Below are 21435 nucleotides of genomic sequence, written 5' to 3' on the forward strand. Positions count from 1 at the left end.
TCAGTCCCGGGCCGCCCCGGCTCCGGCGTACCGGTAGTGCCGCTCGGGGTCGAAGGCGGGCCACGGCTGGCAGGCGTTGACGCCGGGTGTGCCGCGCAGGTGGAAGGCGCTGGGGTAGGGCTGCTCGTCCGCCGTGATGCGGGTGGCGGCCGGGATGTAGCGCATGGTCAGACCGCAGCGCCGGTGGGGCGAGGTGTTGGCGTTGCTGCCGTGGACGATGTTCGGGTGGTGGACCTCGACGTCGCCGGGGGCGAGCACCATGTCGACGGCCGCCGACTCGTCCACCTCGACGGCGATCTCCTCGCCGAGGACGTTGTCGACGTCGGTGTTGGCGCGCATCGCCTCGATGCCGCCGCGGTGGCTGCCGGGGATCAGGCGCACACAGCCGTTCTCCGGTGTGGAGTGGTCGACGGCCAGCCAGAGCGTGACCACGCGCATCGGCTCCAGCGGCCAGAAGGCGCCGTCCTGGTGCCAGAGCACCGCCTGGCCGGAGTACGGCGGCTTGCTGATGTAGTGGGAGGCGAACAAGGCGATGTCCGGGCCGATGAAGGTCTCGGCGATGTCCAGCAGCCGGTCGTCGGAGACCAGCCGCAGCCAGAACGGGTCGTCGCGCAGCAGAGTGTGCCCGAGCTGTTCCGGCCGCAGTTCGGGGTGCCGGCGCTCCAGCCATGCGACGTGGCCGGCGGCTTCCCGCACCAGGTCGGGGTCGATCGCCGCGCGGAAGAGCGCGTAGCCGTCGCGGTCGTAGCGGTCGAGGGCGTCATTCATCGGGTTCTCCCAGGATGCGCAGCGGGGCGGGCGCCCCGGAGTGGAGGACGCGGCCGTCCACCGCCACCTCGCTGTGGCCGGTGGAGAGCCGGAGGCCGATCTCGCGGCCGCGGTAGTGCAGCCCGTGAAGTGCCAGCTCGCCGGGGAGCCAGGCGGGCGGTGCCAGGTCGAGCGCGCCGTCGACGCGCGGCCGCAGCCCGGCCATGCCGAGCAGGACGGCCTCCGCACCGGCCAGTCCGGCGATCACGTTGGCGCGCCGGCCGCGCGGCGGGGCCGCGGGGCGGTCGCAGTAGTGGTCCTGCGGGAAGTACGGGAAATGGGCGCCCATCCACAGCACCCGGCGCAGCACGTCCCAGGCGGTCCGCGGCTCGTCCCGTTCCCACAGGGTCAGGGCGAGCTGGGGTGCCTCGCCGGTGTAGGCGCCGCCGCCGGACCAGTCCACGTCGCCGAGTTCGTAGTGCAGCCGGTCCTCGGCGGAGACGCTGCTCACCCCGTACGGGCCGAGGAACGCACCGTCGCGCAGGTGGGCGAGCAGCGCCGCGGCCATCGGCGGAGTGCAGGCGCCGGCCCTCAGGGCGTCGAACGCCTGGACGGAGTAGGCGAGTTCGGTGTGCCCGTCGGGGTAGCGGCTGCGGAACCAGCCGGCCTGCTCGTCCCACAGTTCCTGCCCGACGGCGCCGCGGATCCGCCGGGCCTGGGCGCGCAGCGGTGCCGCCCGCACGGGAGCGCCGCACTGCTCGGCCAGTTCGGCCAGCAGGTCCAGGCTCCAGGCGCGTTCGGCGTTGGGGCTGGCGACCACGTGCTCCCAGCCGGCGGTGCGCATCTCCAGCAGGTTCTGCTGGCCGCCGTAGTCGCGCAGTTCGCCCGCGGCGGGGAACCGCTGGGCGAGTTGCTCCTCGGTCTCGTGCAGCCGCGCCACCAGGTCGGGGGTGATGCCGTCGTGGCAGGCGGCGGCGTGGGCGAGCATCACCAGGGACCAGGCGCTGTAGGCGTAGGCGACGCCGGTGCCGGCCCCGTCGGGGGCGATGGCGTAGTGGTCGGTCAGGTCCGCCTTGACCATGGCCTCCACCACGTCGGTGACGCCCCGCCCGAGCATCAGGGCGAGCGTGTGGGGCGCGTAGCCGCCGGTGTCCCAGGCGTAGGCGCACAGCGCCCCGCCGTCGATGCCGGAGGTGGCGGGGAACGGGACGGTGGCGAACGCCGGGTTGTCCCACAGGCAGACCAGGCCGCTGGCGAGCGACCGGCGGTAGTACGCGTCGAGGTCCGGCACGTCGGTGGCCAGACGCGGCACCCGCTCCAGGACGCCGGCCGTCCGGCGGGCGACGAGGTCGCGGGAGCGCGCCGCCCAGTCGGCGGGCGAACCGCCGGGACGGCTGCCGTCGAGGAGCACCGCCAGCTCGAAGGACACCTCGCCGGTGGCGCCGGCGTCGGCCTCCAGCGGGCCGTGCACCAGCGCCGCCGTCCCATGGGCGGGGGGCGGCTCGGGCGGCATCCAGCTCCACTCCCCCAGCGGCACCGCGCCGACCGGGCCGGCTGTCAGCTCGGGCAGCAGGCGCAGCGGCAGCGGCCGCCCGGAACGGTTGCGGACGGTGATCCGCAGCGCGTAGCCGGGGTGGCCGTGCAGCGGCGTCAGCTGCGAGCGCACCAGCAGCGACACCAGCCGCCCCTCGTGCCGCCGGTGGTAGGTGCCCTGGCGGTCGATGCCGTCCAGCCGCCAGGAGCCGCCCTGGGGCAGCAGCACGATGCTGTGCATCCCGTGGGCGCCGGTGTCGGCGATGCGGATGCCGTCCGCATCGAGGGCGACGGCCAGTTGGGCCTGCGGTGCGGCGTGCGGCGGGGCGTAGCAGGCGCCGACGCCGCACACCGTGCCCGGGGCGAGCGCCACGGTGGACCAGCCGCTGGTGGTCCACAGCGGCTCGGCGACGCCCTGCCGCAGGTCGAAGGTGAAGTCGCTCGCCTCGTACCCCGTCACAGGGTGATCTCCCGCTTGTCGTGGGCGGACCGGTAGGCCGCGAGGATGACCTTGAGCACGTCGGTGCCCTCCTCGTGGGTGTGCACCGGGCGCGACCGGTCGTGGATCCGGCGGACGAAGTCGGCGCAGACGGCCGGGACGGAGTCGACCGCCTCGAAGGAGGTCTGGACGACGGCCTCGCCGCGCGGCTTGTGCCACAGCCGCTGCCCGTCGCTCCACAGGCTGCCGTGCTCGCCGACGAGCGAGAACTTCTCGGTGAACGGCGCGGCTTCGTACGCCCAGCTGGTCACCACCTCCCCCACCGCGCCGTCGGCGAAGCGCACCAGGACGCGGGCGGAGTCCTCGCCCTCCATGAACGCCAGCCGGTGGGTGCTGAGCATGGCCGTGACCGCGGTGGGGCGGGCGGCGGCCAGGTACAGCAGCAGGTAGGTGGGGTGGTAGCCGGTGTCGATCAGCTCGCCGCCGCCGCTGGTGGCCGCGTGTGCCCGCCAGCCCATGGTCGCGGGGTCGAAGTCGTTGAAGAAGCTGTCGGTGGTGCGCAGTTCGTAGACGCGGCCCAGCACGCCGGAGTCGACGACGGCGCGGGCCCGGGCGACGGCGGGCAGGGTGAGCTGGTTGTGCGCGCACATGAGGGTGACCCCGGTGGCCCGTACGGCGGCGGCGATCCGGTCGGCCTCGTCGAGGGTGAGGCACAGCGGCTTCTCGCAGAGGATGTGCTTGCCGGCCTCGGCGGCGGCGATGATCGCCTCGGCGTGCAGGTGGTGGGGCAGGCAGATGTCGACCGCGTCGACGGCGCCCTCGTCCAGCATGCGCCGGTACGAGGCGAACTCCCGGGCGGTGCCGGCCTGCCGGGCGCGCTCGGCGGCCAGGGAGGGGTCCAGGTCGGCGACGGCGGTGACGGCGGCCAGGTCCGGTACGGAGCGGTAACCGCGCACGTGGGCGCGGGAGATGTTGCCGCAGCCGATGAGGCCGACGGACACGGTCATGTGCGGCTTCCTTCCTCGCGGCCGCTGCGGGTGGCGGCGGCCATCAGGCGGGTCAGGTCGAGGCCGAGGGCGAGGTTCTCCTCGTCGCGGGTGCCGTCGGCGACATGGCGGACGAAGAGGTCGAAGGGCGTGCCGCGGCGCGGCGGCACCGGCAGTTCGCGCCAGTCGCCGCCGGTGCCCAGCAGCAGCCGGGGCTCGGGCGTGCCGTAGACCAGGGAGCCCTCGGTGCCGTGCAGTTCGATGGAGAACGGGGAGGCCGGGGCGGTGAAGGACGCCTCGACCACCCCGAGGGCACCGTCCGCGCAGCGCAGCACCGCGACGGCGTTGTCGTCGACGGCGCGCTCCGTGACATGGCCGAAGGTCGCGGTCACCGTCTCGGGCATCCGGCCCAGGAACAGCCGGGCCAGGTACATGGGATGGCAGCCCAGGTCGATGAGGGCGCCGCCCGCGGTGGCCGCGGGGTCGTAGAAGTGCTCGGGCAGCCAGCCCTCGCCGACCGAGCCGCCGTGGGCGAGCCGGACGCGGACCAGGGTCAGGCGGCCGAGACCGCCGCCGGCGAGCACCTCGCGGACGGCGGTGGTGTAGCCCTCGTACAGCCGCGGCAGCGCGAGCATCAGGACGACGCCCGACGCTTGTGCCGCGGCGGTGATCTCGTCGCACTCGGCCGGGGTCGGGGCGAGGACCTTCTCGGTGAAGACGTGCTTGCCGGCCGCCGCGGCGGCGGTGATGACCTCGCGGTGCGCGGTGGTCGGGCAGGTGACGACGACCGCGTCGACGTCGTCGCGGGCCAGCAGGGACCCGAGGTCGGGGTGGAAGCCGGCGCCGAGTTCGGCGGCGCGGGCGCGCCCGCGGGCGGTGTCCTCGTCCCAGACGGCGGTGATCTCGGTGCCGGGGTGTGCGGACGCCTGGCGCGCGTAGTCGGCGGCGTGCACGTGCCAGAAGCTGAGGATGGCAAGGCGCAGAGGCACGATGATCCTTAGGTTGCGGGGAGGGTGGCGCGGGGTTCTGCGGGGCTATCCCTTGACGGCGCCGGCCAGGCCGTTGACGAAGTAGCGCTGCAGCAGCAGGAAGATCACCACGATCGGCACGAGCGAGATCACCGAACCGGCGCACAGGAACGTCCAGTCGGTGGAGTTCTGGCCGACGAACGAGTACATCCCCACCGGCAGCGTGCGCAGTTCTGGCTTGGAGAGGGTGAACACCAGCGGGATGAAGAAGCTGTTCCAGGCGCTGATGCAGGTGAACAGGCCGACGGTGGCGAGCATCGGGCCGGACAGCGGCAGCATCACGCGCCAGAAGGTCTGGTGGAAGCTGGCACCGTCCACCCTGGCCGCGTCCTCGATCTGCCGGTCCATCGTGGAGAAGTAGCCCATGAACAGGAAGGTGGCGAAGACCAGGCCGCTCGACGCCTGCACGATGATCACCGCCCACACCGTGTTGAGCAGGTGCAGCCCACGCACGATGTCGAAGATCGGGATGATCGTGTAGCCGTGCGGCAGGAACAGGGTGACCGAGATCAGCCCGATGCAGGCCTTGCGCCCGGGGAAGTCGGTGCGGGCCAGGACGTAGCCGGCCATGGACGTGGCGACCAGCACCAGTACGACGCAACCGCCGGATATCAGCACGGTGTTGAGGAAGTAGCGGCCGAACGACGCCTGCTGCCAGGCGCTGCTGTAGTTGCCGGCGTGCACCCCGTCCGGCAGCGGGTTCAGGCCCTTGGAGAAGAAGCCGTCGGGGCTCTTGAGGGAACTGCCCAGGGTCCACAGGAACGGGAACAGCCACAGCAGGCCGCCGCCGAGCAGCAGCAGATGGGTCAGGGAGCGGCCGGCGGTGCGGCGGGCGGCGGCCCGGCGGCGGGTGAGCGCGGCCGGCCGGCCGCGCCGTCCGGCGGAGACCAGGACTGCCATGTCGCTGCCTCCTTTCAGGCGCGCCCGGTGGCGCGGCGCTTGGCGAGGGAACGGAAGAGGAGCACCTGCAGCACCGAGAAGCCGATGAGCAGCAGTCCGTAGAAGAAGGAGGCCGCGGAGGCCAGTCCGACGTTCGGCTCGGTGGCCGCGGCCTGGTTGCCGCCGAACGCCAGGTGGTAGATGTAGGTGTTGACCACTTCGGTGCCGAAGTACGGGCCGCCTCCGGTGAGCACCTGCACCAGGTCGAAGACCTGGAAGGAGCCGATGAAGGCCAGGATGACGATCATCAGGCCGACCGGCCGCAGCAGCGGCATGGTGATGTGGGTGAAGGTGCGCAGCCGGCCGGCGCCGTCGATCTTCGCGGCCTCGTAGACCTCTTCGGGGATGGTCTGCAGCCCGGCGAGGAAGTAGACGAGGTTGTAGCCGAGGGTCTGCCACACGCCGACGAGGATGATGATGCCGAGGGCGATCTTCGGGTTGCCGAGCCAGTCGACGGGCCGTCCGATCAGGTGGGCGTCCAGCAGCCAGCCGTTCAGGCTGTCGCCGAAGTTGGAGAGCATCAGCTGGACGATGACGCCGACCACGGCGGGCGACGTGACGACCGGCAGGAAGAACAGGGTGCGGTAGAAGCTGGCGAAGCGCAGCTTCCTGTTGTTGAGCGTGAGGGCCAGCACGAGGGCGATCAGCAGCTGGATCGGCACCACGACGATCGCGTAGACGAAGGTGTGCCCGACGGCGCGCCAGAAGATGGAGTCGTGGGCGATCTGGCGGAAGTTGTCGAGGCCGACGTAGTCGCCGGGCGAGCCGATGCCGTTCCAGCGGTAGAAGGCGTAGGCGAGCGAGCCGAAGATCGGGTAGACGACGAAGGTCAGCAGCAGGGCCATCAGCGGCGCCAGGTAGAGATAGCTCCACCGGGCGGCCTTGATCCGCTGCCAGCGGCCGTGCGCCGGCGCGGTCACCGCGGGGGCCGCCGCCCCGCGCCCGCCGGTGGGCGGTTTCGGGGCGGCGGTGTCGAGGAGTTGCACACGAGCCTCCGGATCAGGCCGGCTTGTTCTGGTACGGCTTGGTGGGGTCCCAGTCCTTGAACACCCAGTCGGCCAGGCTGACCTTGGCGCCCTTGGCCTGGGCCTGCTTGACGCCGTCCGCGAGGGCCTTGTTGCGGCGGTCCTCCAGGGCCGACAGGGCCCCGCTCACGTCCTTCAACTGGCCGGAGTACAGCCCGGCGAGGACGTCCGGCAGGTCCGGGGTGACCGTCGGGATGACGACCTTGGACACGTCGGGGTTGCGGATCGCCGGGACGGGCATGGGCAGCGCGTACTGCCGCATGTCGATGTAGTCCTGGAACTGCTTGGACCCGACCTTGGCCTGCTTGTTGGCCTCGGGGAAGATCGACAGGCCCTGCCCGGACTCCACCCAGCGCTGTCCCGCCGCCGGGCTGTACAGCCAGTCGAACCAGGTCCACGCCTCGTCGGAGACCTTGGTGTCCTTCGACAGCGCCCACAGGTGGCCGCCCGGCGGGTAGTAGAAGAACGCCTTCGGGGCCTCGGTCGGCGACGGCAGCGTTGTCAGGCTGTAGTCGGTGAAGTGGTGCTGGGTCCAGGTGGACTGGTTCCACACGCCGCCGACGATCATGCCGAACTTGCCGCGTTCGAAGAACGCCCGCGCCTGCTCGTCGCCTATGGACATCGACGAGGGGTAGACGTAGCCCTTCTTCTTCCATTCCAGCAGCAGTTCGACGAAGTCCGCGTAGTTGCGGTCGGAGCCGAAGGTCCACTTGCCGACGCGGTAGTCGAGAAGGTCGACGCCGTAGCCCGCGGGCGAGCCGGCGCCGCGGACGAACAGCTCGACCCACCACGGCAGCGAGGTGTTGGGGACGTTGCCGAAGCCGAGGCCGTACGCCTTGCCGCCGCTCTTGGCGGTGATCGCCTCCGCGGCGGCGGTGACGTCGTCCCACGTCTTGGGGACCTTGGCCGAGCCGTCCGGGTTGGTGATGCCGGCCTGCTTGAACAGGCCGTTGTGCACGTACAGTTGCAGCCAGGGCGCCTGCCCGCTGAACGGGGCGCTGTAGACCTTGCCCTCGACCATGTCGACGCCGTTGTAGAAGTTCCCGTCGGGGAACCGGCCGCGCCACTGCGGGGTCGCGTGGTCGTCCAGGGTGCGCAGCCATCCGTCGGCGACCTGCTCCTGGAGCGCGGGCGTGCTGGGGATCATCAGCAGGTCCGGGGCGCTGCCGCCGCGGAACGCGAGGTTGATCAGGTCCGGGTACTTGTCGCTGACCTGGACGGTGCGCTTGATCTTGATCTTGGGGTGCTGCTTCTCGAAGAGGGCGATCTCCTGCTTGAGCCAGGGCTCCTGGCTGACGAACCAGTCCCAGTGGTCGATCGTGGTGGTGCCGGGCGTCGAGGACGACGACGAGGAGCAGCCGGTCAGCGCGGAGGTCAGTGCGGTGCCGCCGAGGGCGGCGGACGCGGTCAGGAAGCCGCGTCTGCTGAGGGGAGACATGGGGATTCAGGCTCCGTTCGTGAGCGATGCGTCGTCGAGCAGGAGATCGCCGGTGCCGGCTGCGGTGCTGACCCACCACTCGGCCTTGCTGAGGGTCTTGCCGTGGAAGTCCAGGGGCACCGCGGAGGGTGACTTCAACTGGGTCCAGGCGCCGGTCGACACCGTCGCGGAGGCGAGCGGGATCGACTCGGAGGTGCCGTCGGTGTACGCCAGCTTGATCCGGATCTGCGCGGTGGTGTCGTCGCCGGACGCCAGGCGCACCCACGCGCCGGCGTTGTAGCTCTGGCCGGAGGCGACCTGCACGCCGGCGGCCGGGCCCTGCCACTCGGCGGTGCGGCCGGTGGAGCGGACGGCGCCGGTGCCGGAGTGGACGGTGGTGGTCTCGGCCCGCACCGTGCTCGGGCTGAAGCCGTACCAGTCGACGCTGCCCAGTTCGGCGTCGGCGTTGTTGCCCAGCAGGTTGGTGTCGTCGGAGGAGGTGCCGTCGGCGACGACGGTGACGGTCGTGCCCTGGTTGGACGGCATGTGGACGTGCACCTTCTCGGTGGCGCCGTTCGCCGTCACCGTGACCACGTAGTCGCCGAGGAAGCCGCGGGTGCGGTAGCTGCCGGACGCGCCGGTGGTGCCGGCGGCGTTGGTCCACCACTGCTTGGTCACCAGGTCGTGCCAGACCTGCCCGTTCGGCTTGAGCGACCAGTCGAGGTTGTACAGGGAGGTCTGCGGGTTGTAGGAGTTCCCCGCCCAGATGCCGAAGTTGCTGATCGCGGTGACGTCCGGGTGGCTGAAGAGGATCGTCAGGAAGTCGCGGGTGTAATCGGCCTGCAGCTGCTGGTCGTCGGTGGCGACGTCGAACTCGGTGGCCTCCAGCGGGAGTCCGAGTGAGGCGTAGCGGTTCAGCAGGGAGTAGACGGTCTCCGGCGGGGTGGGCTGCTGGGCGGTGAAGTGGCTCTCCAGGCCGAGCCCCTGGATCGGGCTGCCGCTGTCCTTGAGCTGCTGGGCCAGGTCGTAGAGGTAGTCCTGGTGGCGCGTGGACCAGCCGTCGTTCTCGATCGCGCCGTAGTCGTTGAGGACCGTGCGGGCCTTGGGGTCAGCCTGCTTGGCGAGGGCGTACCAGCTGTCGATCTCGTCGGGGCCGAGGATGTCCTGCAGGTTGTGGTCGGAGTAGGGCTCGTTGACGACGTCCCACTTGTCGATGTCGCCGGTGAGGGTGCCGGCCTCGTCCGTGATGTGGCCGTCGATCCGGGCCCGCAGCGCGGCCGGGTCGTTCTGCAGACCCTGCAGGTCGGCCGGGAGGTTGCCCCAGGACGGCCAGACCAGGTTGTGGCCGCGCACCGCCATGCCCTGCTGGCGGACCCACTTCATCGCGGGCTGGGTGATGCTCTGCTGGTAGCCGGGGGTCTCCCAGCGCGCCCACTTGAGGTCGTTGGCGAAGGTGATCTGGTTGAAGTCGCCGTTCGTGACGGCCTGCCGGTACTTCTGGCCGTCACTGGTGTTCTGCATCATCGTCGCGGCGTCCACCGCGGTACCGAAGTCGAAGGCGTGGCTCTGCATGTCCGCGGTGACCGACGCGCCGGGCACCGGCTTGCCGTGCGTGTCGACGACGCGGACCGTGAGGTCGCCCTTGCGGTAGCGGTCGATGCGCTGATCGGCGGCCTTGCGCCAGGCGGCGTCCGCCTCCTCACCCTGGTAGGTGACCTTGGGGAAGCCCGCCGGGTCGCCCGGGCCCCAGTCGGCGACGGAGAGGCCGGCGATCTGCAGGGTCTGCGCGCCGTAGCCCAGCCACAGGTTGGCGTGCGCCTCGCCCGGCGCGTAGTCCTCGGCGAACCGGAAGGGGAAGGTGAACTTCTGCCAGCGGGGAGTGAGTCGCAGCGCGGCCGTCACGGACTTCTTGTACGAGCCCCCGTCGCGCTCGAAGACGAAGGTGGCGGAGCCCGCGTAGGAGCCGGCGGGCGGGGTGACCGAGCGGGCCCAGAACGTCGCCACGGCGGCGTCGTTCGCCTGGACGGGGGCGGCGGTCCGCACACCCAGCGTCATCTCGTACTCGCCGTCCAGCCCGGCGCTCTTCGGGTCGGTGGTGGTGGTGATCTGCAGGGCGCTGCTGAAGTCGGGTGAGCCCTTGACGGGGAGGACCCGGTACTGCGGCGCCGGATCGCCCTTGGTCTCGGTGAAGGCGGCGAGCGGGTCGGGGCCCAGGACCTCGGCCGGGTCGGCGGTGGCGCGGGCGGCGCCGGGGACCGCCTGGATTCCCAGGGCGGCGAGGAGCAATGCGGCGAGAACGGCCGCTGCTTTTCTTGCCCGGGCGATATGTGGGGGGTAGCGGTGTCTCCGGGAATGCCTCATGGATTCGGCCCTTCCGGGGTATCGGTGGGCACGGCGCTCTGCTGCTCTCCGTGCTGCGGCTCCACCGGCGTGCTGAGGCGGTGTGAAATGAAGAGATCCGTGGGGGGATGCGCGGGGGGATGTACGGGAATTCAGCGGTCGGCGGGGGCGGGAGCGGTGCTCTCCCGGACGATCAGTTCGGTGTCGAGGACGATCTGCCGGGGTTGCTCGTCGGGTTCGACCCCGTCGAGGACCGACAGGAGGATTCCTGCGGCCTGCCGTCCCATGTCGGCGAAGGGCTGGCGGACCGTGGTGAGCGGGGGCCGCACGTGGGCGGCCGCGTCGATGTCGTTGAAGCCGACGACCGACACGTCCTCCGGGACCCGCACGCCGGCTTGGAGCAGTTCGTCGAGCACGGCGAAGGCCGCCGAGTCGTGGTACGCGAAGAGCGCGGTGGGGCGGCGGTCCGCGGGCAGCTGCAGCAGTTCCCTGGTGCGGCGGCGGACCAGCGCCTCCTCGAAGCCGGTCTCGGCCTCCAGGCCGGGGTCGGGCTCCAGGCCGGCCTCGCGCAGGGCGTCCCACAGCCCCCGCCGCCGTTCCTGGACGTAGGGGTGGCCCATCGGGCCGAGGATGCTGGCGATCCGGCGGTGGCCGAGGCCCAGCAGATGGCGGCCGATCAGCAGTCCGCCGGTGTGGTTGTCTGCGCCGACGGCGGGCAGCTCGCCCGCCGCGCCGAGGGTGTCGATCAGCACCACCGGCAGGCCGCCGCGGTGCAGGTCGACCAGGCGGTCGAGGGGCTGCTTGTCGTGGTTGACCACGATGAGCCCCGCGCACAGGCCGGAGCTCATGACGCGGTCGATGGCGCCGCCGTAGTCGCGCTCGTTGGTGCTGGTGAACAGGACGATCTCGTACTTGGTGTCCTCGACCACCTTGGCCACGCCGTAGTTGATGTCGGCCATGAAGCGCCACGTCAGGCCGGGCACGATCATGCCGATCAGGCCCGTGTTGCCCTTGGCGAGCGCGGTGGCCGCGAAACTCGGCACGTAATGGTGCTCGCGCATCACGGCGATCACCCGGCGGCGCGTCTCCGGATCCACCTTGGGGCTGTTGTTGAGCACCAGGGAGACCGTGGACTTCGACAGTCCGGAGAGCCGGGCGATATCGCGAATGGTGAGCTTTGCCATGCCGTTTCCTCTTTCCGTTGGACTGGTCCAACGACCGGTTGCGACAGATCTGTTGGACCAGTCCAACACTGAATGGGGAACTTACTGTTGGAACGGTCCAACGTCAATGCGTAGGACCGGGCAAGTTCCGCCGGGAATCGGGGAGTCGGGGCCCTGGGTGCGGGCTCAGGTCACTGCCACTGGGAGTACACGCCGTAGCGCTGCTGGTTGAGCGTCCCGTCGGCGTTGAGCGCGCCGAGTCCCTGGGTGTCCCAGACGTACCAGGTGACGCTGACGCCCTTCTCGGTGCCGGCGAACGTCGGCCCGCCGCCGGCCCCCTGCTGGCCGTTGACGTAGGAGGTGAGCGTGTCCGCCCAGGCCGTGTCGTCGGCGCTGGACATCGGGGCGCCGGCCTCGCCGATCCACACCGGGGCGATGCCCTGGGTCACCAGGTACCCCCACACCGCGTTGTAGCGCTGGACCGCGGCGGGGCCGCTGTCCGGGTCGATGTGGGCGACGGAGTACGGGTACTCGTGCACCGAGTAGACGACGCGTGCCCGGCCCGCGTTGGCGTCGGAGAGCACCACGGGGTGGGCGGCGACCGCGGTGAGGTCGCCCTCGGGTGCCGTGACGCCCGCGCCGCCGGCGTACGAACCGCCGTAGTTCTGCGGGCCATCGCAGATGATCAGCACACCCGGATCGATGGTCTCCAGGGCGTTGCCGACGTCCGTGTACATGGCGTGGATGTCGGTGACGCCGCCGTCGCCCCAGGTGCTCTCGCCGGGGTAGGCGAGCGGCTCGTTGTCCAGGTCGAAGCCGATGACCGTGGCGTTGCCCTTGTAGCGGGTGGCGAGTTGCTTCCAGTCGGCGAGGAACGACGCCTGGGTGACGGTGCCGGGCGTGCCGCACCCGTCCGTCCCGTCGGTGCCCGGGCCGCTGTCGTACCAGAGGCCGTTCCCTTGCTGCGCCAGGCAGTTGCCGTTGCCGGCCTGCCCTTCGTCGTTGTGGTGGTTGAGGATGACCTTGAGGAGGTTGCTCTTGGCCGCGGCGACCACCGCGTCGAGGCCGGCCAGGTAGGCGGCGGCGTTGGCGTCGTGGAGGCTGGCGTCGCTCCAGGCGAGCGTGACCGTGTTGAATCCGGCGTTGCGGATGGCCCGGATGTTGGCGTCCAGGCCGGCGAGCGGGCTGTCCTGGTTGACGATGGTGTTCTGGTCGAGGCGGGAGTTGCCGTGCAGGGCGGCGGCCGCGATCCGCACGCGCTTGCCCGTGGAGTCGACGATCTGGCTGCCGAGGGATGCCAGGTAGCCGTCGCCCAGCAGAGCGGCGGTGGCCTGCGGCCGGACCGGCGAAGCTGCCGGTTCGGCCTGCACGGGGACGGGTTGGGCCTGGGCCGCGGTGCCCAGGCCGGTTGCGGCGAGCAGTAGGGCCGCGGTGGTGACCGAGGTCCTGACGGTGTGGTGCATGGACCGTTCCTCCTTCTCGGTGGGGGTCGCCGCCTTCTCGGGTGGAGGCGGCGAGGTACGAGGTCGTGGAGACGGTGGGGAGAGGTCGCTCTGACCCGGGGCACCCTGCCGGGTGTTCTTGCCCAGGGGCAGCCCTGCCGGGGCCTCAGCCCCGGGCCCTTTGCCCGGGGCGCTGGTGCGCGGGGGCGCCTCCGCTCAGGAGCGCGCGGCGCCGGGGCGTGCCGTGGAGGCCCGGACCACCAGGCTCGTCGGCAGTGCGGCGTGCCGCGGCTCACCGTCAGGGTCGTCGATCCGTTGCAGCAGCAGGTCCACTCCCCTGGCGCTCATCACGTCGAGGGGGATGTGCAGTGCGGTGAGCGCCGGGTAGATGGTGCGGGCCATGAAGGTGTCGTCGACCGTCACCAGGCTGAAGTCGCCCGGGACGGACCGGCCTTGGCGGGCGAGCCCGCCGGCGACGCCGTGCGCCACCATCTCGTTGTGCGCGATGACCGCGGTGGCGCCGCTGGTGGGCACCAGGTCGGCGGCCGCCACGCCGTTGTCGAAGGTGAGGTCGAACGGGCCGAGCTGCTCGACCAGTTCCACGCCGTGCTCGTCGCACGCCTCCTGCACCGGCTGCCGGTGCCCGGCCGTGCGGGCGGTGCGGGTGCCGTTGACGTAGACGATCCGGCGGTGGCCGAGCGCGGCCAGGTGCCGGACCACGTGCCGCATCCCGATCCCGAGGTCCGCGTAGGCGCTGTCGGTCCCGGCGAGCCGCGCCCCGATCAGCGCGACCGGGCCCGCCTGCGTCAGTTCGCGGACCATGGCGTCGTCCATCCGCGGGCCGGCGAGCAGCAGGCCGTCGGTCTGCCGGGCCATGGCCCGCGCCAGTGCGAGGCCGTCGGCCGGGTCGTCGCCGGTGTCGGCCAGGAAGAGCGCCTGCTCCTTGGCCCGTGCCCGGTGCTGCACGGCCTTGACGATCTCGGCGTAGTACGGGTTGGCCACGTCCGGCACCAGCAGGCCCAGCGTCCGGGTGCGGCCGCGGGCGAGCGAACTCGCCAGCCGGTTGGGCGTGAAGTCCAGCCGCCGGGCGACGTCGAGCACCCGCTGCCGGGTGTCGGCCCGCACCGTGTCCGGCAGGCTGAACACCCGCGAGACGGTGGAGGCGGACACCCCTGCCTCGCGTGCCACGTCGGCCATGGTGGCGGTCACCTGAGGCGCACCACGTCGTCGATGTCGACGGCCTGGCCGCGTGCGAAGGCGGTGTTGGCGGCCAGTCCGGTGGCCAGCGCGAGGGCGCCGTCGACGGCGGTCGCGGTCTGCGCGCCGCCGGCCGGGCCCGTCTCGCCGTCGAAGAGCGCCCGCAGCATCCGGGCGTCCCCGCCGCCGTGGCCGGTGTGGTCGAACGCGGGGATCTCCACGTCGTACGGCGGCTGCCACAGCGGCCGGACCCGGATGCGCGCGCCGCCGGCGTGCTCCATCTCGGTGTCGCCGTGCACGGCTCCCCTGGCGGACGTGACCTTCGCCTGCGGCCGCTGCCACAGGCTCTCCTCGACCTCCAGCTCCAGCCGGCCGCCGGTGCCGTTGAACATCACCCGGTAGCCCTCCCAGGGCGAGTAGGCGGTGAGGTGGTACGACATGGTCGCGCCCGTCGCGTAACGCACCAGGACGGCCATGTCGTCCTCGATCGTGATGCCGTCGCCGAAGACGTTGCGGTCGCGGTGGTAGCCGTCCTCCTGCTCGGCGTCCAGGTACAGGGCGCGCAGCCCCTCGTTTTCCGCCAGGTGCAGGGCGAACGGGTCGTCCGCTGCGGCCGGCGAGCCGTGCGCGCGCTCGTAGTCCCGGCGGTAGCCGGTGCGTTCGCCGTTCTCCCGGCCGTAGAAGGCGAGCCGTCCGAGCCCGAAGACCCGCTGCGGGCGGCTGCCCAGCCACCAGTTGACCAGGTCGAAGTGGTGGCCGGCCTTGTGCACCATCAGGCCGCCGCTGTTCGCCTTCTCGCGGTGCCAGCGCCGGAAGTAGTCGGCGCCGTGGCGCACGTCCAGCAGCCACTCGAAGTGCACCGACACGACGTCGCCGACGGCGCCCTCCCGCAGCTGCCGGTGGACCAGCTCGTGCACGGGGTTGAAGCGGTAGTTGAAGGCCACCGACAGGTCGCCGCCGGTCTCGCCGACGGTGTCGAGGATGCGGTGGCAGCGCTCGGCGTCGGTGGTCATGGGCTTCTCGGTGACGACCCGGCAGCCGGCGCGCAGCGCGGCGACGATGTACCCGTCGTGCAGGGCGTCGACGGTGGTGACGACCACGGTGTCGACGCGCTCGGCACGGAGCATCTCGCCGAAGCGGTCCGGTGGGTAGACGGCGGCCTGCGGCCGGCCGGCGGCGGCCAGCAGCCGGTTGTGGTGCGCCATCCGCACCCGGTTGGGGTCGCAGAAGGCCGCGACCTCGATGTGCTCCCGGCGGGCGAGACCTTCGGTGAACTGCTGGGCGCGATTTCCGGTGCCGACGATGGCGGCACGTGCGTGAACGGTCATCGCTCACCTCCCTCACCGCCACTCTGCATGCGCTTGCAAAATCATGTCAAGGGCTCGTTCCCCCTTGCCTGTCACGGGAATTGCTTGCACAGGCAGTAGACGGACCGAGGTCGGTTGCGCATGATTGGCAGCGCATGCGCGCCCTGCCCGGGCGGCGTGCGCAGCACGCCCGACCGGCGCCTGCGCGCCTCCCGGCCGCGCCGCCACCGCACCTCACCACCGGGAGCCCGGATGGTCCTGTTCGACCTGCCCCTCGACGAGCTCCGCGGGTACCGCCCCGCACGGGACGAGCCCTCGGACTTCGACGCGTTCTGGAAGCGCACCCTGGACGAGGCGGCGGGCCACGACCTGGCGGCCGAGTTCCGCCCGCACGACGCGTCCCTGACCGAAGTGCAGGTCTACGACGCCTCGTTCGCCGGGTGGGACGGGCGGTCGGCTCGGCCGGCTTAGGCGGCGGGCGGCCACAGCCGGGGGCAGACGGCCGGATCGGCGTAGTCGGGCGTGCCGTCCGGACGTGCGGTCAGCCGGTCGTTGTGGTGGCCGGCGACACTGCCGTCGGGGTTGCGCGCCGCCACGTGGTGGTTGTCGCCGGGCTGCAGGTGGATGGCGACGGACCGGCGCGGTTCGCCGCTGCGGTTGGGGCCGCTGCCGTGGATGGTCCTGCAGTGGTGGAAGCAGACCTGTCCCCGGGTGAGCGTGGCGCTGACGATCCTGAGGTCGCGCTCGGCCGCGTACCGGTCGATCGTGGACAGGTCCTGGTCGAAGAAGTCCAGGTCGGTCCGGGAGTCCCAACGGTGGCTTCCGGCAACGAACATCACCGGTCCGTGGTCCTCGGTGACGGTGTGGAACGGCACCCACGCGGTCAGCATCCGCTCGCTGGAGCAGGCGAGCCAGTAGCGCCGGTCGGTGTGCCAGCCGACGTTGGCCTGCTGCCGCGCACCGCTGGGCTTGTACAGCAACTGGTCGTGCCACAGCCGGATCTCGTCGGCCCCGGCCAGCCGGGCGGCGCTGCCGGCGATGACGGACTGGCGTACCAGGAGAGCCAGTTCGTCGACGCGCAGGCAGGCGCCGTCGTTCTTGCGCAGCACGTCGCCGTCGGCCGGGGTCCAGCCCCCGAAGGACCCCTCCGGTTCGCCGGCGATGCGGTGGTCCAGATCGCCCGCGTGGTGGCGGCGCATGCCGCGCTCGGCGGCATCCAGGACGTCGTCGGCGAGGAGGGGCGGGGAGATCCAGTAGCCGTTCTCCCGGTAGAACGCCACGTCCTCGTCGGTCGGAAGTGCGCTGAGCGTCTCGTTCGCCATACCCGGGACGTTACGGGCGGTTGCCCAGCCGGCGCGTGCACGCGAGCCGGGTGCACGTACACAATGCTCGGGTGTCCATCGATCGCCCCACGGGGCTGAGCGCCGGATTCCACGCGCATCTGCAGCACGCCGGGGTTCGGGGGCTGCGTCACGCGGGCGACCAGCACGCGCCGACCAGCTGGGTGATCGGCACCCACACCCACGACGCCTGGGAGCTGTACCTGCAGCTGGCGGGCCCGCCGACCACGTGGACGGTGGCGGACCGGACGTGCGAGGTGCCCTCGCGCGGCCTGCTGGCGGTGCCCCCGGACGTGCCGCACGCGATGGCTGCCTCCAGCACGGCCCCCTACCACTTCCTGTTCGCCGCGCTCGTGCCCGCGGACCTCGTGCCCGCGGAGGACCTGCACCCGGTGTGGCGGCAGCGGCGGCCGTTCGCCGTCCCCGACGCGGGGTCGATGGTCGCCCCCTTCGAGCTGTTCCTGAGGGAGGTCACCACGTACCAGCCGCTGCGCGCGGCGGGCCTGGCCCACTCCGCCGCCCTGCTGGTGACGGAGGCGACCCGGCTCGCCCAGGGAGGCAGGCCGGGCCGCCGGCTCGCGCTGCACCCGGCCGTGGCCACCGCCGCACGGCTCATCGAGGACCGCCTGGCCGACGGCCTCACCGTCGCCGGGCTGGCCGCGCGGGTGCACCTGTCGCCCGCGCACCTGGCCGAGCTGTTCCACGCCGAGACGGGCGAGACGCCGGGCCGGTACCGCACCCGGCTGCGGATGGAACGCGCCCGGCTGCTGCTCGCCGAGACCGACGTGCCGGTCACCACCCTCGCGGCCGACCTCGGCTACTCGTCGTCGCAGCACTTCGCCACGGCCTTCCGGCGCGAGACCGGCACCACGCCGTCCCGGTACCGCCGTTCGGCCACGGGCAGGCTGGCGCGGTGACGGCACGCCGCGGTGAGGCGCGGCGCGCGGCCGGTGTCAGCCGGGGACAACCGGCTGCCGGTGGGCGGCCCGGTACTCGGTCGGCCGCAGGCCCTTCAGCTCGCGGAACCGCCGGTTGAAGTTGGACAGGTTGCGGTAGCCGCTGCGCGCGGCGACCTCGGTGACCGGAAGCGAGGTGCCGGTCAGCAGCCCGCAGGCGGTCTCCACCCGCAGCTGGTTGACGTGGTCGGTAAGGGTGCGGCCCATCGCCGTGCGGAAGAAGCGGCTGAAGGACGTCGGCGACATGTGCACCAGCGCGGCGACCTCCTCCTGGTGCACCGGCCCGGTGTGGGTCTGCTGGAGGTGGCGGCACACGGCGTCGACGCGGTCGCGCACGGCGCTGCTCGGCGCCGGCGCGTATCCGGGACCGGTGATCGCGGCGGCGGTGGGATCGGCGGCGAGGCGGCGCAGAACGTCGAGGAGCGCCACGGTCTGGGCCGTGGCCTCCAGGGCGGGGAGCCGGGCGAGCTCCGCCCTGGTGTCGTCCCCCGCGCCGTCGAAGCGCAGCCCGCGGGCGGATCGCGCGAGCAGCCCGCCGAGGGTGCGGAACTGCGGCAGGGCGAAGAACCCGGGGCCGAGGAAGTCGTGCCGGAACTGCGTCACCGCGGCCTCGGCCGAGCCCTCGTACGGCTCGGAGGTGAAGGTGTGCGGCAGGTCGGGGCCGAGCAGGACGAGATCTCCCGGGTGGTAGCGCTCGACGGTGGTACCCACATAGCGCGTGCCCGATCCCTCGGTGATGAGCGTGAGTTCGTACTCGCGGTGGTAGTGCCAGCCGAAGCCGAAGGCGCGCTCCCGCCGGATGTAGCTGAGGAACGTGGTCCCGTCGAGGGTGCGCGGCTGCTCGTAGCGCGGCTTCACGCCCGCCAGGGTAGCCCGCGGCACCCCCCCGGGTAAGTGGCAACTGCGTACCGGAAGTGGGCAACAGCGGCGTGGCGGGGCCGGCCCGCGGGATGCGACGGTGGTGGCCGCAAACCCGCCCCTGCCGCATGTGGAGGCAGTCGACATGACCGCGATGACGCACGCGCCGACCGACGAGCTGGACGCCCCGTACGAGGGCCTGTCCCCCACCGCCGCCGCCGACTTCACCCGCGACGGCTTCGTGCACCTGTCCGGCGTGCTGTCGCCGGAGACGATCGCCCGCTTCGAGCCGGTCATCACCTCCGAGGTGATCCGGCTGAACACCCAGCACCTCCCCCTGGCCGAACGCGACACCTACGGCAGGGCGTTCCTCCAGGTGTCGAACCTGTGGCGGGAGAACGAGACCGTCAGGCGGCTGGTGTTCTCCCGCCGGCTGGCCGGCATCGCCGCCGCGCTGCTGGGCGTGCACGCCGTCCGCCTCTACCACGACCAGGCCCTGTACAAGGAGCCCGGCGGCGGCATCACCCCCTGGCACGCCGACCAGTACTACTGGCCGCTGTCCTCTGACCGCTGCGTGACGGTCTGGCTGCCCCTCCAGGACACCCCGCTCGCCATGGGCCCGCTGGCCTTCGCCCGCGGGAGCCACAACTTCTCCCACGGGCGGGACCTGCCCATCTCCGACGAGTCCGAGCGGCAGCTGAAGCAGGCCGTCGCCGAGCAGGACTTCGAGGACGTCGTCGAGCCCTTCGCCCTCGGCGACGCCAGCTTCCACCGCGGCTGGACCTTCCACCACGCCGGTCCCAACCGCGGCACGCAGCCGCGGCGTGTGATGACCGTCATCTACATGGACGCCGACATCCGGGTCACCGAACCGACCAACGTGCACCAGGCGCGCGACCGCGACTGGATGCCCGGCACCGAGGCCGGCCGGATCCCCGACACCCCTCTCAACCCCGTCCTGTAGCGCTCACGCGGGCCTCACGGCAGGGGCGGTGCGACGGTGGCCCACGGGGACCAGCTGCCGCCGGTGCGGTAGGTCTGCCGGTGGAGGGCTCCTTCGGCGTCGGGGCCGAACACGTCCATCCGGTCCCCGTCGCTCAGGGCCGCCGGCGTGCCGGCGGGGGCCAGCGGCCTGGGCTCAGCCCGGTTGGCCCTGGGCGGCGGCTTCGAGGGTGGCGCGGAGGGCGGTCAGGGTGGTGGCGAGGCGGGCGAGGTCGTCGGGCGGGACCGAGGCGGTCAGGTCGGCGAGCGCGCGGGCGACAGCGGGGCGCGCGGCCGCCAACCGGTCCTCGCCCTCGGCGGTGAGGCGGAGGACGGACGAGCGCCGGTCGTGCGGGTGGGCGTGCCGCTCGCACCATCCCGCGGCCACCAGCCGGTCGACGCCCTTGCTGACGGCCCCCACCGTGATGGCCAGTTCCCCGACGATGTCGAGCACCCGGCACCCCGGCACGCGGTCGATGATCTCCAGGAACTCGAACTGCCCGAGACCCAGGCCGTGTTCAGCGCGCAGCCGGGCGCTGACCGCGTTGTAGAGGCGGGTCTCGACCCGGACGAGGTCGAGGAAGACCGGGGTGACGTGGCTCACAAAAACCTCCAGTGGATTCCTAGGAATCATCTTCCCTGGAATCTGGTTGGGTACGAGCAGATGGATTCCCAGGAATCCATCCTCGCATCCCGACCGATGGAGGCCCGCCATGTCCCGACCGCAGCGTGACGCACTCGACGCCCTGCTCCGCTCCGTCCCCCGGCCCGAGGAGCCGCCCACCGTCGAGGAGCAGCGCGACGGCTTCGCCGCCGCCATCGCCCGGCCCGCGCCGGAGGGCGTGACCACCCGCAGGACCGTCCTCGGGGGGCGGCCCGCCCTGGGGCTGGAGCCGGCGGGAGCCGCTGCCCGCGGGCGGCTGCTCTACCTGCACGGCGGCGGTTACGCCATCGGGTCGCCCGACACGCACGCCGGCCTGGTGGGCGAACTGGCCCGCCGCGCCGGGCTGCGGACGACCTCGCTGGACTACCGGCTCGCGCCCGAGCACCCCTTCCCCGCGGCGGTCGACGACGGGCTCGCCGCCTACCGCGAGTTGCTGGCGTCCGGCACCGACCCGCGGGACCTCGTCGTGGCCGGCGACTCCGCCGGTGGCGGCCTCGGCCTCACCACGCTGCTCGCGGCCCGCGAGGCCGGACTTCCGCAGCCGGCCGCCGTGGCGCTCTTCTCGCCCTGGACGGACCTCACCCTGAGCGGGGCGAGCATCCGCGCCAAGGAGGAGGCGGACCCGATCTTCGTCGAGGCCGACCTGCGGGACTACGCGGATCTCTACCTGGGCACGCAGGACCGGACGCAGCCGCTGGCCAGCCCGCTGTTCGCCGACCTCGCCGGGCTGCCCCCGCTGCTGGTGCAGGTCGGGTCGAACGAGATGGTGCTCGACGACTCCGTGCGGCTCGCCGGCCGTGCGGGCGCCGACGGCGTCGAGGTCACCCTGGAGATCGGGGCCGGGCTGCCCCACGTCTTCCAGCACCATTACGGCCGCCTCGACGAGGCGGACGCCGCGCTCGACCGCGCCGCCCGCTTCCTCACCGCCCACCTGGAGGCCGGCCGCCTCGCGACGGTCCGCTGACGGACGGGCCGCCGGAGCAGGGCGGGGGCCGGGGGCCAGGGCCGGGAGAGGGCAACGGCCGTACGCCGCCGTCCCGTCGAGCCCCGGGTCGTACGGTTCCGCCCTGCGC

The 21435-nt window shown here is 72.3% G+C and carries 19 protein-coding genes; 4 read left to right on the forward strand and 15 right to left on the reverse strand.

Features of this window, described 5'->3' with window-relative positions; translation table 11 throughout:
* From ACH4TG_RS36740 to ACH4TG_RS36795, 12 genes are all read right to left on the reverse strand, one after another.
* Positions 1 to 768, reverse strand: coding sequence for a phytanoyl-CoA dioxygenase family protein (locus ACH4TG_RS36740; RefSeq protein WP_398247024.1), 768 nt, complete (start codon positions 766 to 768; stop codon positions 1 to 3).
* A complete protein-coding gene (locus ACH4TG_RS36745; protein WP_398247025.1) occupies positions 761 to 2740 on the reverse strand; it encodes an MGH1-like glycoside hydrolase domain-containing protein in 1980 nt (659 codons plus the stop codon). The genes ACH4TG_RS36740 and ACH4TG_RS36745 overlap by 8 nt, the downstream gene beginning before the upstream one ends.
* Positions 2737 to 3726 (reverse strand): Gfo/Idh/MocA family protein, encoded by a 990-nt coding sequence (locus ACH4TG_RS36750; RefSeq protein ID WP_398247026.1) that lies wholly within the window; start codon positions 3724 to 3726, stop codon positions 2737 to 2739. Before ACH4TG_RS36750 ends, ACH4TG_RS36745 begins: the two co-directional genes overlap by 4 nt.
* Positions 3723 to 4694, reverse strand: a complete 972-nt coding sequence (locus ACH4TG_RS36755) for a Gfo/Idh/MocA family protein (protein ID WP_398247027.1) — start codon at positions 4692 to 4694, stop codon at positions 3723 to 3725. Before ACH4TG_RS36755 ends, ACH4TG_RS36750 begins: the two co-directional genes overlap by 4 nt.
* 45 nt (positions 4695 to 4739) lie before the next feature.
* Positions 4740 to 5633: a carbohydrate ABC transporter permease gene (locus ACH4TG_RS36760; protein ID WP_398247028.1), complete on the reverse strand. Its 894-nt coding sequence runs from the start codon at positions 5631 to 5633 to the stop codon at positions 4740 to 4742.
* 14 nt (positions 5634 to 5647) lie between these two features.
* Positions 5648 to 6658, reverse strand: coding sequence for a carbohydrate ABC transporter permease (locus ACH4TG_RS36765; protein WP_398247029.1), 1011 nt, complete (start codon positions 6656 to 6658; stop codon positions 5648 to 5650).
* A 13-nt stretch (positions 6659 to 6671) separates the two neighbouring features.
* The gene (locus ACH4TG_RS36770; protein WP_398247030.1) at positions 6672 to 8135 is read right to left on the reverse strand and encodes an ABC transporter substrate-binding protein; all 1464 of its coding nucleotides are present in this window, start codon (positions 8133 to 8135) and stop codon (positions 6672 to 6674) included.
* 6 nt (positions 8136 to 8141) lie between these two features.
* On the reverse strand, positions 8142 to 10400 hold the full coding sequence (locus ACH4TG_RS36775) for an endo-1,4-beta-xylanase (RefSeq protein WP_398247031.1): 2259 nt from the start codon (positions 10398 to 10400) through the stop codon (positions 8142 to 8144).
* A 206-nt stretch (positions 10401 to 10606) separates the two neighbouring features.
* Positions 10607 to 11638 (reverse strand): LacI family DNA-binding transcriptional regulator, encoded by a 1032-nt coding sequence (locus ACH4TG_RS36780; RefSeq protein WP_398247032.1) that lies wholly within the window; start codon positions 11636 to 11638, stop codon positions 10607 to 10609.
* A 170-nt stretch (positions 11639 to 11808) separates the two neighbouring features.
* A complete protein-coding gene (locus tag ACH4TG_RS36785; protein WP_398247033.1) occupies positions 11809 to 13080 on the reverse strand; it encodes a glycoside hydrolase family 5 protein in 1272 nt (423 codons plus the stop codon).
* Positions 13081 to 13275: 195 nt separating this feature from the next.
* Positions 13276 to 14256 carry a LacI family DNA-binding transcriptional regulator gene (locus ACH4TG_RS36790; RefSeq protein ID WP_398247034.1) on the reverse strand — a complete coding sequence of 327 codons (981 nt, stop codon included), beginning with the start codon at positions 14254 to 14256 and terminating at the stop codon, positions 13276 to 13278.
* Between the two features lie 8 nt (positions 14257 to 14264).
* The gene (locus ACH4TG_RS36795) at positions 14265 to 15584 is read right to left on the reverse strand and encodes a Gfo/Idh/MocA family protein (RefSeq protein WP_398247035.1); all 1320 of its coding nucleotides are present in this window, start codon (positions 15582 to 15584) and stop codon (positions 14265 to 14267) included.
* A gap of 120 nt (positions 15585 to 15704) precedes the next feature.
* On the opposite strand from ACH4TG_RS36795, the gene ACH4TG_RS36800 reads away from it, so the two are divergent.
* A complete protein-coding gene (locus tag ACH4TG_RS36800; protein WP_398247036.1) occupies positions 15705 to 16034 on the forward strand; it encodes an acetylxylan esterase in 330 nt (109 codons plus the stop codon).
* Here ACH4TG_RS36800 and ACH4TG_RS36805 read toward each other — a convergent pair.
* A complete protein-coding gene (locus ACH4TG_RS36805; RefSeq protein ID WP_398247037.1) occupies positions 16031 to 16885 on the reverse strand; it encodes a phytanoyl-CoA dioxygenase family protein in 855 nt (284 codons plus the stop codon). The genes ACH4TG_RS36800 and ACH4TG_RS36805 overlap by 4 nt on opposite strands.
* A 71-nt stretch (positions 16886 to 16956) precedes the next feature.
* Here ACH4TG_RS36805 and ACH4TG_RS36810 point away from each other — a divergent pair, with 71 nt between their 5' ends.
* Complete coding sequence (locus ACH4TG_RS36810; RefSeq protein WP_398247038.1) at positions 16957 to 17820, forward strand: helix-turn-helix domain-containing protein; 864 nt, start codon at positions 16957 to 16959, stop codon at positions 17818 to 17820.
* Between the two features lie 36 nt (positions 17821 to 17856).
* Here the strand turns inward: ACH4TG_RS36810 and ACH4TG_RS36815 are convergent, their stop codons facing one another.
* A complete protein-coding gene (locus ACH4TG_RS36815) occupies positions 17857 to 18717 on the reverse strand; it encodes a helix-turn-helix domain-containing protein (protein WP_398247039.1) in 861 nt (286 codons plus the stop codon).
* Positions 18718 to 18862: 145 nt separating this feature from the next.
* Between ACH4TG_RS36815 and ACH4TG_RS36820 the strand changes: the two genes are divergently transcribed.
* Positions 18863 to 19681 (forward strand): phytanoyl-CoA dioxygenase family protein, encoded by an 819-nt coding sequence (locus ACH4TG_RS36820; RefSeq protein WP_398247040.1) that lies wholly within the window; start codon positions 18863 to 18865, stop codon positions 19679 to 19681.
* A 174-nt stretch (positions 19682 to 19855) separates the two neighbouring features.
* On the opposite strand, the gene ACH4TG_RS36825 is transcribed toward ACH4TG_RS36820, so the two are convergent.
* Positions 19856 to 20302, reverse strand: a complete 447-nt coding sequence (locus tag ACH4TG_RS36825) for a MarR family winged helix-turn-helix transcriptional regulator (RefSeq protein WP_398247041.1) — start codon at positions 20300 to 20302, stop codon at positions 19856 to 19858.
* Positions 20303 to 20411: 109 nt separating this feature from the next.
* Here ACH4TG_RS36825 and ACH4TG_RS36830 point away from each other — a divergent pair, with 109 nt between their 5' ends.
* A complete protein-coding gene (locus tag ACH4TG_RS36830; RefSeq protein ID WP_398247042.1) occupies positions 20412 to 21326 on the forward strand; it encodes an alpha/beta hydrolase in 915 nt (304 codons plus the stop codon).
* Positions 21327 to 21435 lie beyond the last annotated feature (109 nt).

The sequence above is a fragment of the Streptomyces sp. NPDC020917 genome (genome assembly GCF_044333795.1).
Lineage (GTDB): Bacteria > Actinomycetota > Actinomycetes > Streptomycetales > Streptomycetaceae > Actinacidiphila.

Coding starts and splice junctions, on each gene's coding strand:
- ACH4TG_RS36770 (WP_398247030.1), bottom strand. CDS start 8,135: ATGTCTCCCCTCAGCAGACGCGGCTTCCTGACCGCGTCCGCCGCCCTC.
- ACH4TG_RS36760 (WP_398247028.1), bottom strand. CDS start 5,633: ATGGCAGTCCTGGTCTCCGCCGGACGGCGCGGCCGGCCGGCCGCGCTC.
- ACH4TG_RS36800 (WP_398247036.1), top strand. CDS start 15,705: ATGATTGGCAGCGCATGCGCGCCCTGCCCGGGCGGCGTGCGCAGCACG.
- ACH4TG_RS36820 (WP_398247040.1), top strand. CDS start 18,863: ATGACCGCGATGACGCACGCGCCGACCGACGAGCTGGACGCCCCGTAC.
- ACH4TG_RS36785 (WP_398247033.1), bottom strand. CDS start 13,080: ATGCACCACACCGTCAGGACCTCGGTCACCACCGCGGCCCTACTGCTC.
- ACH4TG_RS36740 (WP_398247024.1), bottom strand. CDS start 768: ATGAATGACGCCCTCGACCGCTACGACCGCGACGGCTACGCGCTCTTC.
- ACH4TG_RS36805 (WP_398247037.1), bottom strand. CDS start 16,885: ATGGCGAACGAGACGCTCAGCGCACTTCCGACCGACGAGGACGTGGCG.
- ACH4TG_RS36795 (WP_398247035.1), bottom strand. CDS start 15,584: ATGACCGTTCACGCACGTGCCGCCATCGTCGGCACCGGAAATCGCGCC.
- ACH4TG_RS36750 (WP_398247026.1), bottom strand. CDS start 3,726: ATGACCGTGTCCGTCGGCCTCATCGGCTGCGGCAACATCTCCCGCGCC.
- ACH4TG_RS36780 (WP_398247032.1), bottom strand. CDS start 11,638: ATGGCAAAGCTCACCATTCGCGATATCGCCCGGCTCTCCGGACTGTCG.
- ACH4TG_RS36790 (WP_398247034.1), bottom strand. CDS start 14,256: ATGGCCGACGTGGCACGCGAGGCAGGGGTGTCCGCCTCCACCGTCTCG.
- ACH4TG_RS36830 (WP_398247042.1), top strand. CDS start 20,412: ATGTCCCGACCGCAGCGTGACGCACTCGACGCCCTGCTCCGCTCCGTC.